13 protein-coding genes are annotated in these 13,017 nt (G+C 66.5%); 10 read left to right on the forward strand and 3 right to left on the reverse strand.

Annotated features, from left to right (window positions below; translation table 11 throughout):
- Positions 1-7: 7 nt before the first annotated feature.
- Both QMA10_RS15980 and QMA10_RS15985 read left to right on the forward strand, forming a co-directional pair.
- Positions 8-1,429 carry an MFS transporter gene (locus QMA10_RS15980; RefSeq protein ID WP_290169941.1) on the forward strand — a complete coding sequence of 474 codons (1,422 nt, stop codon included), beginning with the start codon at positions 8-10 and terminating at the stop codon, positions 1,427-1,429.
- Positions 1,426-3,213, forward strand: a complete 1,788-nt coding sequence (locus tag QMA10_RS15985; protein WP_290169944.1) for a DEAD/DEAH box helicase — start codon at positions 1,426-1,428, stop codon at positions 3,211-3,213. The genes QMA10_RS15980 and QMA10_RS15985 overlap by 4 nt, the downstream gene beginning before the upstream one ends.
- A gap of 583 nt (positions 3,214-3,796) precedes the next feature.
- On the opposite strand, the gene QMA10_RS15990 is transcribed toward QMA10_RS15985, so the two are convergent.
- Both QMA10_RS15990 and QMA10_RS15995 read right to left on the reverse strand, forming a co-directional pair.
- Entirely contained in the window at positions 3,797-4,420 is a 624-nt protein-coding gene (locus QMA10_RS15990; RefSeq protein WP_290169945.1) for a nicotinamidase, read from the reverse strand.
- Positions 4,417-5,748, reverse strand: coding sequence for a nicotinate phosphoribosyltransferase (locus QMA10_RS15995; RefSeq protein WP_290169947.1), 1,332 nt, complete (start codon positions 5,746-5,748; stop codon positions 4,417-4,419). The genes QMA10_RS15990 and QMA10_RS15995 overlap by 4 nt, the downstream gene beginning before the upstream one ends.
- Positions 5,749-5,834: 86 nt before the next feature.
- Between QMA10_RS15995 and clpS the strand changes: the two genes are divergently transcribed.
- The 8 genes from clpS to QMA10_RS16035 all read left to right on the forward strand — a co-directional run bounded on the left by clpS (position 5,835) and on the right by QMA10_RS16035 (position 12,241).
- Positions 5,835-6,167: an ATP-dependent Clp protease adapter ClpS gene (gene clpS, locus QMA10_RS16000; RefSeq protein ID WP_104052433.1), complete on the forward strand. Its 333-nt coding sequence runs from the start codon at positions 5,835-5,837 to the stop codon at positions 6,165-6,167.
- Positions 6,168-6,284: 117 nt separating this feature from the next.
- A complete protein-coding gene (locus QMA10_RS16005; RefSeq protein ID WP_290169950.1) occupies positions 6,285-6,842 on the forward strand; it encodes a DUF2017 domain-containing protein in 558 nt (185 codons plus the stop codon).
- A 59-nt stretch (positions 6,843-6,901) separates the two neighbouring features.
- Positions 6,902-7,882 (forward strand): glutamate racemase, encoded by a 981-nt coding sequence (gene murI, locus QMA10_RS16010; RefSeq protein WP_290169952.1) that lies wholly within the window; start codon positions 6,902-6,904, stop codon positions 7,880-7,882.
- Positions 7,883-8,734 (forward strand): MBL fold metallo-hydrolase, encoded by an 852-nt coding sequence (locus QMA10_RS16015; RefSeq protein WP_290169955.1) that lies wholly within the window; start codon positions 7,883-7,885, stop codon positions 8,732-8,734.
- Between the two features lie 99 nt (positions 8,735-8,833).
- Positions 8,834-9,628 (forward strand): ribonuclease PH, encoded by a 795-nt coding sequence (rph, locus tag QMA10_RS16020; protein WP_290169958.1) that lies wholly within the window; start codon positions 8,834-8,836, stop codon positions 9,626-9,628.
- A complete protein-coding gene (gene rdgB, locus QMA10_RS16025; protein ID WP_290169961.1) occupies positions 9,625-10,257 on the forward strand; it encodes an RdgB/HAM1 family non-canonical purine NTP pyrophosphatase in 633 nt (210 codons plus the stop codon). The genes rph and rdgB overlap by 4 nt, the downstream gene beginning before the upstream one ends.
- 140 nt (positions 10,258-10,397) lie before the next feature.
- Positions 10,398-11,096 (forward strand): DedA family protein, encoded by a 699-nt coding sequence (locus tag QMA10_RS16030; protein ID WP_290169962.1) that lies wholly within the window; start codon positions 10,398-10,400, stop codon positions 11,094-11,096.
- 128 nt (positions 11,097-11,224) lie between these two features.
- Entirely contained in the window at positions 11,225-12,241 is a 1,017-nt protein-coding gene (locus QMA10_RS16035) for an exonuclease domain-containing protein (protein WP_290169965.1), read from the forward strand.
- 48 nt (positions 12,242-12,289) lie between these two features.
- On the opposite strand, the gene QMA10_RS16040 is transcribed toward QMA10_RS16035, so the two are convergent.
- Positions 12,290-13,017: ADP-ribosylglycohydrolase family protein (locus tag QMA10_RS16040; protein WP_290169966.1), on the reverse strand; the 728-nt coding region annotated here is incomplete at its 5' end.

Here is a 13,017-nt window from a genome sequence, read left to right on the forward strand (position 1 = left end):
CGCGCGTATGAGCGGTGACGTTCAGCAGCCGCGCCCGGCCGGCGCGATGTCCGCCGAGTACCGTGCCCTCACCCTGGGCATCCTGGCGATCATCACCTGTTCCGCCTTCGAAGCGATGGCGGTGACGACGGCGATGCCGGTGGTGGCGGCGGAACTCTCGGCGGGCGCCGGCTACGGGCTGGCCTTCTCGATGTTCCGCACTGCCTCGCTGCTGGGGACCGTGGTGGCCGGCAGCCGATGTGACCGCGGAGGGCCGCTGCCGTCTCTTGCAGCAGGCATGGTGCTGATGACCGCCGGACTGGTGCTCTCAGCCCTGGCCGGTGAGTTCTGGATTGTCACCGCCGGCCGGGCAGTGTCCGGGCTCGGCGGGGGAGCCATGATCGTGGCGGTCTACGTAATCATTGGCGAGATCTATCCGTCGGCGCTCCAGCCTGTGATCTTCGGCTGGCTGGCGGCGGCATGGATCCTGCCTTCCATGGTGGGGCCGTTGGCGGCGGGCCTGCTGGCGCAGTATGTCAGCTGGCGGTGGGTCTTCGCCGCAGTCATTCCCATCGTGCTGGCTGCCGGAGTGATGGTCTGGCCGCGGATCCGCAGCCTGGGTCCGCCCGCCAACCCCGCACTGGACGCAGCGGCGGTCCGCCGCCGGGCGCTCTGGGGTACGCTGCTGGCCGCTGCCGTATTCGTTGCCCAGTGGGCCGGCAGCGCGGCCGCGGCGTCGTCGTCGGCCGCCGTACTGCAGTGGGCCGCCGCCGCAGCGGGGGCAGCTGCGGCCGGTGTTGCGCTGGGCCGCCTGCTGCCGCCGGGCACCCTGCGCCTGGCCCGGGGACTGCCCGGCGTGGTTGCCACGCGCGGCCTGCTCAGTGCCGGATTCGTAGCGGCGGAGGCCTTTCTGCCGTTGCTGGTGCTGGCCACGTACGGTGTGGACCCTGCCACTGCCGGACTGGCGCTGACTGCAGGAGCGGTAGGCTGGGCTGTGGGTTCTTTCCTGCAGGCACGTGCCGGCGGGCGGCGTCACCGGCTTTTGGTGATCGGCGCAACCATGCTGGCCGCGGCCGTGGGAGGAATCGGGCTGCTTGCCTCGCCGTCGATCCCCTTCTGGGTGATCGTCCTGGTGTGGACCTTCGCGGGAGCGGCCATGGGCCTGGCCCTCTCCAGCACCTCCGTCATGGTGCTGGCACTGTCCACTTCCGCGGACCGGGGACGCAATTCCGCGTCCCTGCAGATTTCCGACCAGCTCGGTGCCGTGGCGGGAACCACGGCGGCGGGGATTCTTTTTGCCCTGCTGCAGGATCCCGCAGCCTCCGGACAGATCGGCGTATTCCGCGTCATGTGGCTTGTCCTCGCGGTCTTTGCGGGCCTGGGGATTGTCTCCGGAGCCCGCAGTGCAATTGTTACTTCAAATACAGGAAAGGTGCCGTTCACAGCGTGAGCCCTGACACCCTCTTCGGCGGACCGGCCCTGCCGCCCGCTTACCCGGAACGAGCCGCGTGGGGAACGGCCCCGAAGCTGCGCCAGTGGCAGGCCGAGGCCCTCGAGAAGTTCTTCGCGTCCGATGCCGATGACTTCCTCGCCGTGGCCACCCCCGGTGCAGGCAAGACAACGTTCGCCCTGCGCGTGGCCACCGAGCTGGTGGACCGCGGGATCGTCAAACGGATCACCGTGGTGGCGCCCACCGACCACCTGAAGCGGCAGTGGGCGGATGCCGCTGCCAAGGTGGGACTGGCACTGGACCCCAACTTCAAGAATGCTGACGGCCGCCACGGCGACGGATTCATCGGCGTGGCAGTGACCTACGCCCAGGTGGCTTCCAAGCCGATGCTGCACCGGGCCAAGACCGAAGCGGCGCGCACACTGGTGATCCTGGACGAGATCCACCACGGCGGCGACGCGCTGTCCTGGGGCGACGGTATCCGGGAAGCCTTTGAGCCGGCAGTCAAGCGGCTGTCCCTTACCGGTACGCCGTTCCGCTCCGACACCGCGGCCATTCCCTTTGTTGAATACGAAAAGGACCGTGACGGGATCCGCCGGTCCAAGGCGGACTACACCTACGGTTACGGGCAGGCGCTGAAGGACCATGTGGTGCGCCCGGTGATGTTCATGGCTTACTCCGGCACCATGCGCTGGCGCACCAGCGCCGGCGATGAAATGGCTGCCTCCCTCGGCGAGGCCGCCGTCACCAAGGACATCACGGCCCAGGCCTGGCGGACTGCGCTGAATCCCACGGGCGAGTGGATTCCGTCGGTGCTGGCTGCCGCTGACCGCAGGCTCTCCGAAGTGCGCCGGGCAGTGCCCGACGCCGGCGGGCTGGTGATTGCCACCGACCACGACGACGCCCGCGCCTACGCGGGTCAGCTGAAGAAGATCACGGGGGAGTCTCCCACGGTCATTCTCTCCGACGACGCCAAGGCCTCGGACAAGATTGATGAGTTCTCCGCCGGCGACCAGCGCTGGATGGTGGCTGTGCGCATGGTGTCCGAAGGGGTGGACGTTCCGCGCCTGGCGGTGGGCGTCTACGCCACCTCCACGGCAACCCCGCTGTTCTTCGCGCAGGCCGTCGGCCGGTTTGTGCGTGCCCGCAAGCGCGGTGAAACGGCCTCGGTGTTCCTGCCCTCGGTACCCAACCTGATGGCACTGGCGAACCAGTTGGAACTGGAACGCGACCACGCCCTGGACCGCCCGGAGAACCATCTGGAAGAAGAAGGGTTCGCGCTGGAGGACAGCCTCATGGAGGCCGCCAACCGCGAAGAAAAGGCTTCCGATTCCCTCACCAAGCAGAAGTTTGAGGCACTGGAATCCCAGGCCTCCTTTGACCGCGTATTGTTCGACGGCGGCGAGTTTGGCACCGGGGGAGAGCTGGGCAGCGAAGAGGAACAGGACTTCCTGGGCATTCCCGGCCTGCTCGACGCAGACCAGGTGGGCATGCTGCTGCGCCAGCGCCAGCAGGAGCAGCAGTCCCGCCGCGGCCGCAAGACGGCTGCAGCGCCCGAGCCGGAAGCCGCCCCCGCGGTCATGGACCACCGGCAGCTTACGGAACTGCGCGGCCAGCTGGCTAAGAACGTCTCGGCCTGGTCAGCCCGCTCCGGGATGCCGCACGGCGTGGTGCACAGCGAGCTGCGCCGAATCTGCGGCGGACCGCCCGTGGCACAGGCCAACGAGGAACAGCTCAACCAGCGGCTGAAGAAGCTGCAGGACTGGTTCATCGGGCGCAAGTAGGCAGAACAGATGTCGCCGGAACCGTGCGGGCTGGTCCGGGTCCATGGTTAGCGTCCGTAGAACAGATAACGGGCTTACGGGGGACGGTTAGGCCCGTTATCTGTACTGGAGAGGTCTCAACCCAGAGCGCCAGGGCAGACGGCGAGTCCAAGCACCGGGGTTGAGCGACTTTGGGGCCCTGATCCGCACAAAGGACCCCTGGCTGCCATCGACGGTGCAGCTATGGCCGGTTCCAAGCGGCGGAGATTACCGTTTGCCCGTACCGGATCGTTGTGCTGGATCATTCGTGCAGATAACGGGCCTAAACCCGGGCAGCGCGAATTCTTCGTGCAGATAACGGGCGCGAACAGGCGGATATGGCCGTTATGGGCCCGGGATCTGCACGAGAGATTTCGGCAAGCCCCGTATCTGCACGAGAGATTTCGGCAAGCCCGTGCCCTGAACGCAGGACCGGGGCGACACAGAAGAGGCGACACAGAAGAGGCGCCGGAACATTACGCTCCGGCACCCCTTCTGTCTTGGTGTTCTGCTCTGTTTGGTCCGCGCCGTGCAGTCCGCGCCGTGCGGTCCGTCTGAACCGGAATTACAGGTCCAGCAGCTCCACTCCGGCGTCTTCCAGTTCGGCCAGGGCCGCACGGGTGTCAGCGCGGTTGATTCCGGCGCACAGATCGGGAATGACGAATGTGTCATACCCGGCTGCAACGGAATCCAGCGCGGTGGCCCGGACGCAGTAGTCGGTGGCAAGGCCCACGATGACAACCTCATCGACGTCGTTCTCGCGAAGCCAATCATCCAGGCTGACCGTCTCGGCCGGATCAGCCGGTGCGGCGGCCGCATCCGGATCGCCCGTCGGCACTTCGTCTTCAGGGGCAAGCACGCCTTCGAAGCCGGAATAGGCGGCCTCGTACTGGCCTTTGCGGAAGAAGGCATCAATGTGCTCGGTGTCCAGATCCGGGTGCGGGCTGGCTCCGGTGGTGCCGGCGACACAGTGCACCGGCCAGGATTCCTTGTAGTCCGGGGTGTCCGAGAAGTGGGATCCGGGCTCTATATGCCAGTCCTGAGTCGCAGCCACCACGTCGTAGCGGCCCAGCGTCGTCTCGATGTAGTCGGTAATGTCCGACGCCGTGTCGGCACCGCCGGGAACGGCGAGCGAACCTCCTTCGCAGAAGTCGTTCTGGACGTCAACAACAATCAGGGCGCGCGTCATACTTCCTCCTCGTATTCTGTGGGGATCACCGGTTCGCCGCGCTGCAGGCGGTGCACGGCGTCGGGCAGTTCAGCCAGTGACGCGGTGTGCCGTTTGGCTGCACGCTCCACGCCTTCGGCCCCGGTCCAGCCGGGCAGGACCTCGCCGTCGGCAACAAACTGTTCCAGCAGCGGCCGGTCGTTGCCGTCATCCAGCGGCCGGTGGCCAATACCGACGACCTCGGCCGTGGCCGTTGCGTGCTCATTGAGCCGGCGCAGGGCATACTTCCTGCCGCCCAGGGAGGCCTTGTTCTTGGCTGCCTTGGCGACGGAAACAAACTCATGGTCATCCCCTTCCCGGCTGACCAGCTTGTAGACCATGCCGGCGGTCGGGGCGCCGGACCCGGTGACCAGGGAAGTTCCGACGCCGTAGGCGTCCACCGGGGCGGAGGCCAGGGATGCGATGGCGTATTCATCCAGGTCCGAAGTCACCATGATGCGGGTATCCGTGTTCCCGAGGTCATCCAGCAGCTCCCGAACCCAGCGGGCCTGGGCCACGAGGTCACCGGAATCCAGCCGGACACCGCCAAGTTTCTGCCCCGCAACAGCAACGGCGTTGCGCACGCCGGCTTCGACGTCGTACGTGTCCACCAGCAGCGAGGTGTTGGCGCCAAGGGAACCCACCTGGGCTTCGAAGGCATCGCGCTCCGTGTCATGCAGGAGGGTGAAGGAGTGGGCTGCGGTGCCTACCGTCTTCAGGCCGTACCTGCGTCCAGCCTCCAGGTTGGAGGTGCTGTCGAAGCCGGCGATGATCGCGGCGCGGGCCGCGGCGACGGCGGACTCCTCATGCGTGCGGCGCGATCCCATCTCGATGCAGGGCCGTCCGCCGGCAGCCATCACCATGCGGGAGGCCGCCGAAGCAATGGCGCTGTCATGGTTCAGCACCGAAAGCACCAGCGTTTCCAGGATGCAGGCTTCGGCAAAAGTGGATTCCACCGTCAGGATCGGCGAATGCGGGAAGTATGCCTCGCCTTCTGCGTAGCCGAAAATGTTGCCGGAGAAGCGGAAGTCCGCCAGCCATTCCAGGGTCGTTTCGTCCACTACGGCGGTGTCCGCCAGGAACTGCAGCTGGTCCGCACCGAAGCGGAAAGCGGTCAGGGCTTCGAGGATCCGTCCGGTGCCGGCGACCACGCCGTACCGGCGTCCGTCGGGCAGCCTGCGGCCGAAGACCTCAAACACCGATCTGCGGGAGGCCTTGCCCGAGTGCAGGGCAGCCTGCAGCATGGTCAGCTCGTAATGGTCTGTATAGAGGGCGGCATTTGGCTGGCGCCACGTTGAAGGGCTGTTCACAGTCAAAACTCTATCCCCCGTTCGCTTATTGAGTAGAAGACATCCGGTGGCGGTTCGGGAACCGGGTCCAACCTACAATTGGAGTCATGACGTTGAGCACTGCACCCGGCGCTGTCCTGAGCACTTCGGCGGGTACCGACACCCTCGAGCGTACCGATACGGAATCCCTGGTTGGCAAGGATGTGCCGTGGGTGGTGATCGTATGGAATGATCCGGTGAACCTGATGAGCTATGTCAGCTACGTGTTCCGCAGCTACTTTGGCTACTCGGAGGCCAAAGCCAACAAGCTCATGATGGAAGTGCACGAGCAGGGCAAATCGGTGGTTGCCGCCGGCTCCCGCGAATCCGCGGAGCGCGACACCACGGCCATGCACTCCTTCGGACTCTGGGCCACCTTCCAAAAGACCGACGAGCCTTAACCGGCCGCCCTGTCCGCAGCGGCCGTCGAGCGCGGCCGCCTAAAGCGGCGCAGGGGCGGCACCAGAACAGCGGCAACGCAGCACAGACCGGCACCGCCGGCGGATAGGAACACACACGTGGCTACCGGATTCAAATCCACCCGCAAGGGCATTTCGGCATCGCTGGACGCCGGGGAGCGGGAGCTGCTGCGCAGCCTCTTTGCCGATGTGCTGAACATGCTGGAACCCGAGACCCCCGCCGATGCGGACCCGCTGGCAGCCATGGTGGGTTTGGACACCAGCGCCCGTGTGCCGGATGACTCCGCGCTGCGCCGTCTGCTGCCGGACGGGGTGCACGGAGACGACGACGAAGCCCTGGAATTCCGCCGCCTCACCGAACGCTCGCTGCGGGAAAACAAGACCGCCGCACTGCGGGCGGCGTCAGTGCTTCTGGAGTCCAAGCAGCTGCTGCTCAACGCCGATCAAGCCCAGTATTTTGCCCGCGCACTCAACGATGTGCGGCTGGTGCTGGCGGACCGCCTCGGGCTGGAAACCGATGAAGACACCGAGCGGCTGCACGGGATCACGGATCCGTCCCAGGCCCGGGACGTGGACGGCTACCTGGCACTCGTTTACAACTTCATCACCTGGCTCCAGGAGACCCTGATGCAGGCCATGATTCGTTCCCTGCTGTGATCAAGAGCACGTTGTACTGAGTACGCGCCGGGGCCGGCGGGGACTATTGTCGATACATTATGAGCTCTGACCCGGGTAGTTCCACGCTGACGAAACAATCACTGAAGGACGCACAGCGCCGGGATGCACCCATCGGCATCTTCGACTCCGGAGTGGGTGGCCTGACTGTCGCCCGCGCGGTGATTGATCAGCTGCCCAATGAGTCAATTCTTTATGTGGGTGACACCGCCAGGGGACCGTACGGGCCCCTTCCCATTGCCGAAGTCCGTGCCAATGCCCTGGGCGTCATGGATGAGCTGGTGGACTCCGGCGTCAAGCTGCTGGTGATTGCCTGCAATACTGCGTCCGCCGCTGTGCTGCGGGATGCCCGCGAGCGGTACACCCGCCGCTACGGAATCCCGGTCATCGAGGTGATCCAGCCGGCAGTCCGGCGTGCCGTGGCGGCCACCCGCTCAGGCCGGGTTGGCGTCATCGGTACTGAAGCCACCGTTGGGTCCCGTGCCTATGACGACACGTTCGCCGCAGCACCGCACCTGGAGATCGCGTCCGTGGCATGCCCGGCCTTTGTGCAGTTCGTAGAGGCCGGAGTCACTGCGGGCCCGGAGCTGCTGGCCACCGCCGAAGAATACCTGGCCCCGCTGAAGTCCCGCGACGTGGACACGCTGGTGCTGGGATGCACCCATTACCCGCTGCTGACCGGCGTGATTTCCTACGTGATGGGCGACGGCGTCACGCTGGTGTCCAGCGCGGAGGAAACCGCCAAGGACGTCTACCGTGCGCTCATTTCCCACAACCTGCAGCGCATGGCGGACACTGCACCGCAGCATCATTTCGTGGCCACGGGTGACGCGGCGTCGTTTGAACTGCTTGCCCGCCGGTTCCTTGGCCCCGAAGTCCTCAGCGTTGAACACGTCGAGCACGTGGCCGCCCACTATCCAACCGGCAGCATGGCCCGGGTCACCCCGGACATGGTGGCCGCAGCCCGCTCCACCCACCGCGAGAATGGAAGGCCGCACGGCGTCCTTCGGAACGGCACCTAAATGAAACTGACCATTGTGGGCTGCAGCGGCTCCTTCCCCGGACCGGCGTCTCCCGCCTCCTGCTACCTCGTGACCGCCAATGACGGCGTCCGCGACTGGCGCATTCTGCTGGACCTGGGCAACGGTTCCCTGGGCGTACTGCAGCGCTACATGGATCTGCGCGACATTGATGCGGTGCTGCTCACCCATCTGCATCCGGACCACTGCATGGATCTGTGCGGCCTCCATGTGGCAGTGCACTGGGACCCGGCCGGCTGGAACCGGGAGCGGATCACCGTCTGGGGCCCCCGGGACACGGCGGACCGGATGGCCACCGCCTACGGGCTGCCCCTGGACCCCGGGATGCACGAGGACTTCCAGTTCCAGAACTGGACAAGTGAACAGCCTGTGACGGTCGGCCCGTTTACCATCACCCCGTATCCGGTGCGGCACCCCGCGGATGAGGCGTACGCGCTGCGCGTTGAAGCAACGGTCATCGATGCGGACGGCAACCCCGTCACCCGCACGCTGGCCTATTCAGGGGACACGGACTCCTGCGAGGGGCTGGAAGAGGCCGCCCGCGACAGCGACGTTTTTCTGTGCGAGGCAGCTTTCCATGAGGGCCGCGATGACGCCATCGAGGGTGTTCACCTGACCGGAAAGCGTGCCGGCGCCGCGGCTGCAGCCGCAAACGCGCGCCGGCTGCTGCTCACGCACCTCCCGGTCTGGAACGACGCAAACGTGTCCGTCGCCGAGGCCAGGGAGACCTATGCGGGGGACCTGGCGGTCGCCGTCGCGGGCGTCTCCTACGACGTCGGCAGTCCCTTCACGGCGCCGCTGGTTCTGAATCCGGGAGCCCTCCCGGCAGGCTAGCGATAACTCGTACGGCGTTTCCCCAAGGGCCCCGCGTCCGCAGGTCAAGCTGAGGGGAGCCGGGCCGGTCCGGAGAATGCCGGCGGATAGACTGGGCTCATGACTACAGCAGCAAACAATGCCTCTTCCACGCCTTCCGCAGGCTCCGCCGTCGTCCGCTCCGACGGCCGCGCCCCTGACCAGCTGCGCGACATCACCATTACCCGCGGCTGGTCCAAGCAGGCGGAAGGCTCGGCACTGATCGAGTTCGGCAACACCAAGGTGCTGTGCACCGCCTCGCTGACTGCCGGTGTTCCGCGCTGGCTCAAAGGCGAGGGCAAGGGCTGGGTTACCGCCGAATACGCCATGCTGCCTCGCGCCACGAACACCCGCAACGACCGCGAATCGGTCAAGGGCAAGCTCGGCGGCCGCACCCACGAGATTTCCCGGCTGATCGGACGCTCACTGCGTTCGATTATCGATACCAAGGCCCTCGGCGAGAACACCATTGTCCTGGACTGCGACGTGCTGCAGGCCGACGGCGGCACCCGCACCGCGGCGATCACCGGCGCTTACGTGGCCCTCGCCGATGCCCTGGCCTGGGCCAAGGACAACAAGCTGATTGCGCGTAACGCGCAGCCCCTGCTGGACACGGTGGCGGCCATCAGCGTGGGCATCATCGACGGCGTACCCATGCTGGACCTGCCCTACGTTGAAGACGTCCGGGCCGAAACCGACATGAACGTGGTGGTCACCGGTTCCGGCAAATTCGTCGAGGTGCAGGGCACCGCCGAAGGTGCGCCGTTTGACCGTGACGAGCTGAACGCCCTGCTGGACCTGGCCCTGCTGGGCACATCAGAGCTGGCCGAAATCCAGCGCCGCACCCTGGGGGAATCCCGCGGGGAAACCGCATGAGCACCGCAGCGCCAACCGAACCCCGGCTGGTCCTGGCCACCAGGAACCCCGGCAAGCTGCGGGAGCTGCGGGAATTGCTGCGCGGACGGATTCAGGGACTCGACGTGGATACCCAGGTCATTGATGCGGCTGCCGCGGGAGTTCCGGACGTTCCCGAAACGGGCGTAACTTTCGAAGCCAACTCGCTGCTCAAGGCACGCGCGGTGGCAGAAGCCACCGGTCTTGCCGCTATTGCCGATGACTCCGGCCTGGCTGTGGATGTGCTGGGCGGGGCTCCGGGCATCTTCTCCGCCCGCTGGTCCGGCCGGCACGGCGACGACGCCGCCAACCTGGACCTGCTGCTGCGCCAGCTGGCAGACATCGGGGAAGAACACCGCGGGGCGGCCTTCGTCTGCGCCGCGGCGCTGGCCCTGCCCGGCGGACACACCGCGGTGGAACGGGCCGAACTGCGCGGGACGCTTCTCGCAGCACCGCGCGGAAACGGCGGATTCGGCTATGACCCGATCCTGCGCCCGGTAGGGTACGACCGCAGCTGCGCAGAGCTCTCGGCGGAGGAGAAAAACGCCATCAGCCACCGCGGACAGGCCTTCCGCGCCCTGCTTCCGGCCATCGTGGAGGCCCTGGCCTGAGTCGCCGCGGACGCGGCAGAGAGGTTCCTGCAGCGTCCGCAGCCCGGCCCCCCGGCACGCCGGTGAAAGCCGGTGAATTGGCCGCCGGACGGTGTCGGGTTACCACCGGGGCGCCTCCGTAAGGCAGAATTGGGGTCAATATGACTACACAGATCCTTGCCTCAGCTGCCACCGCCAATACCGACGGATCGGCGCTGGGAGGGGTCGCTGACTGGGCCGTCAACGTCATGGAGACCATCGGTGCTCCCGGCGCAGGCCTGGCCATCGCCCTGGAGAACCTCTTTCCGCCGCTGCCCAGCGAGGTGATCCTGCCGCTGGCCGGATTCACCGCCAGCCAGGGCAACTTCTCGATTATCGAAGCCCTCATCTGGACCACTCTCGGCTCCGTCGTGGGTGCCTGGGCGCTGTACGGACTCGGCGCCTGGCTGGGCCGGAACCGGATGCGTGCCCTGGTCTCGAAGGTCCCCCTGGTGGACCTGGAGGACGTGGACAAGGTGGAAGCCTGGTTCAACCGGCACGGTTACAAAGCGGTGTTCTTTGGCCGGATGATCCCCATCTTCCGCAGCCTCATCTCCATTCCTGCAGGTATTGAACGGATGCCCATCTGGAAGTTCCTGGGCCTGACCACCGCGGGCAGCCTCATTTGGAACTCCATCTTTGTCTTTTCCGGGTTCTACCTGGGCGAGAGCTGGCACGTGGTGGAGGAATACGCCGGGGTCTTCCAGAAGGTCGTCATTGCGGCGTGTGTCCTGATTGCCGTGTGGTACGTGGTGAGCAAGGTCCGCTCGCACCGCCGCAAGAAGGCAGCCCCTCCGGTCCAGACGGTCGACGGCGAATAGGGTCCGCATCCCTCTGCCTCACCGCAGTCCAGAAGAACGGCCCCACATCTGCCTTCACAGACGTGCGGCTGCGCAGAACCCGCTTGACCAGAACCAGATGTGAACAGAACTAAGGAACCGAACACCGCGTGGGAATTGAATTCACGGCCATTGACTTCGAAACGGCCAACGGATTCCGGGGCTCGCCCTGTTCGGTGGGACTGGTCAAGGTGCGGGACGGCGCCGTCGCAGATCAAGTGTCCTGGCTGATGCGCCCGCCGGCCGGCCACGATTTTTTCGATCCCCGCAACACCCGTATCCACGGCATCGAAGCCCCCATGGTGGCCGGTGCGCCCCGCTTCGGAGAACTGTTTCCGGAGATCGGCGCGTTTATCGGGGATGACCTCCTGGTGGCCCACAACGCCGCCTTTGACATGGGGGTCATCCGCTCCGCACTGGAGGTTTCCGGCCTGCCCGGGCCCGCCTATGACTACACCTGTTCCGTGGTGCATTCCCGCCGAACCTATTCGCTGGTGTCGCATTCCCTGCCGTTCGCGGCCGAGGCTGCGGGAGTACCGCTGAAGAACCACCACGACGCCGCGGAGGACGCCCGCGCCTGCGCGGGAATCATGCTGGATATCGTGCGCCGCGCCGGTGCTGCGGATATGCCCGGCTTTTTCGCTGCGCAGGGCATGGTGCCCTCCCGGATGCCGGCCTATGTGCCCGGCGTCGACCCGTTGTCCAAAGCGACCCGGGCTGCACTGGAACGCGGAACCGGTTCGGAAACCAAGGCTGCCGCCTCCGGTTGGACGGGCTGGCCGGTGGAGGGGGAGAACCCGCCGCCCAACCCGTTCGCTGACAGCAGCCACCCGCTGTACGGACAAACCGTGGTGTTCAGCGGAAACCTCGGCATGTCCCGCCAATCGGCCAAGAAGCTTGCCGCTGATCTGGGGGCCAGGCCCGCGTCCGGCGTCACCCGTGCCACCACCGTGCTGGTCATGGGAGACGGGTTTGAATCCGGGGACCTGCGCAACGGCGTTCTGACGGGCAAGGCCCGCCGGGTCCTGGATTTGCACGGCAAGGGCCAGCGCATTGAGGTGCTCTCGGAACCGGAGTTCCTGCGGATGATCGACGGGACCTGGCCCGGAACGCTCCGGCAGGCTTAGCCCGCCGTCCCGGACCGAAGACCGGGCCCGCACCTCTGGCCCGCGGTCTTAACCGGCAGTGGTTGCGGCGGTGAACTGCCGGGCCATCTCTTCGACCACGCTGCGGCCCTCCAGGGCGGCCAGCCACTGGTCCGGCAGCGCTTCGGTGCCGTACAGCGTGCCCAGGATGTTGCCGGCGACTGAGCCGGTGGAGTCGCTGTCGCCGTCGTGGTTTACGGCCAGTGCCAGGGCAGCGCGGAAGTGTTCTTCCGGCGTGGCGGCTGACGCCGTTGCCAGGGCCGCGTAGAGGCCGATCGCCAGTGCTTCTTCAGCCACCCACCCTTCACCCAGGGCTGCGGTCAGTTCCTCCGGAGGCACCGGGCCGGATTCGGCCAGGGACACCGCGGCAGCCAGCCGCTGTGCCAACTCGGGCACTCCGCTGACCTCCGCCCGCTCCAATGCCGCACCGGCGGCACCCTGCAGGGAAGCCGCCGGGTCCAGGAGGTCGTGGATCAGGGTGGAAAACACGGCAGCGCTGTGCAGTGCCGACGGGTGCCCGTGGGTGAGTGCAGCGGCGTCTTCGCTGAGCCGGTACACCATGTCCTTTTCCACGTAGGGAAGCAGGCCAAAGGGAGCCGAGCGCATCACAGTGCCGCAGCCCTTGGAACCGGGGTTGACCGGCCGGGCCTTGGTGCCCATGTCCGGCCCGGACAATCCGGAAATGCAGGCATTCCCGGGCGCGCGGCGCTGGTGCAGGACAGTCTGCGCATCAATCCACCGGGAGGGCGGGCTGGGAG

The organism is Arthrobacter sp. APC 3897 (genome assembly GCF_030407495.1).
Taxonomy (GTDB): Bacteria; Actinomycetota; Actinomycetes; order Actinomycetales; family Micrococcaceae; genus Arthrobacter_B.

What these genes read in the sequence shown, in the direction of transcription:
- QMA10_RS15990 (WP_290169945.1), bottom strand. Translation starts at nt 4,420, where the DNA reads ATGACGCGCGCCCTGATTGTTGTTGACGTCCAGAACGACTTCTGCGAA.
- rdgB (WP_290169961.1), top strand. Translation starts at nt 9,625, where the DNA reads ATGAGCACCGCAGCGCCAACCGAACCCCGGCTGGTCCTGGCCACCAGG.
- QMA10_RS16030 (WP_290169962.1), top strand. Translation starts at nt 10,398, where the DNA reads ATGACTACACAGATCCTTGCCTCAGCTGCCACCGCCAATACCGACGGA.
- murI (WP_290169952.1), top strand. Translation starts at nt 6,902, where the DNA reads ATGAGCTCTGACCCGGGTAGTTCCACGCTGACGAAACAATCACTGAAG.
- clpS (WP_104052433.1), top strand. Translation starts at nt 5,835, where the DNA reads ATGACGTTGAGCACTGCACCCGGCGCTGTCCTGAGCACTTCGGCGGGT.
- QMA10_RS15980 (WP_290169941.1), top strand. Translation starts at nt 8, where the DNA reads ATGAGCGGTGACGTTCAGCAGCCGCGCCCGGCCGGCGCGATGTCCGCC.
- rph (WP_290169958.1), top strand. Translation starts at nt 8,834, where the DNA reads ATGACTACAGCAGCAAACAATGCCTCTTCCACGCCTTCCGCAGGCTCC.
- QMA10_RS16015 (WP_290169955.1), top strand. Translation starts at nt 7,883, where the DNA reads ATGAAACTGACCATTGTGGGCTGCAGCGGCTCCTTCCCCGGACCGGCG.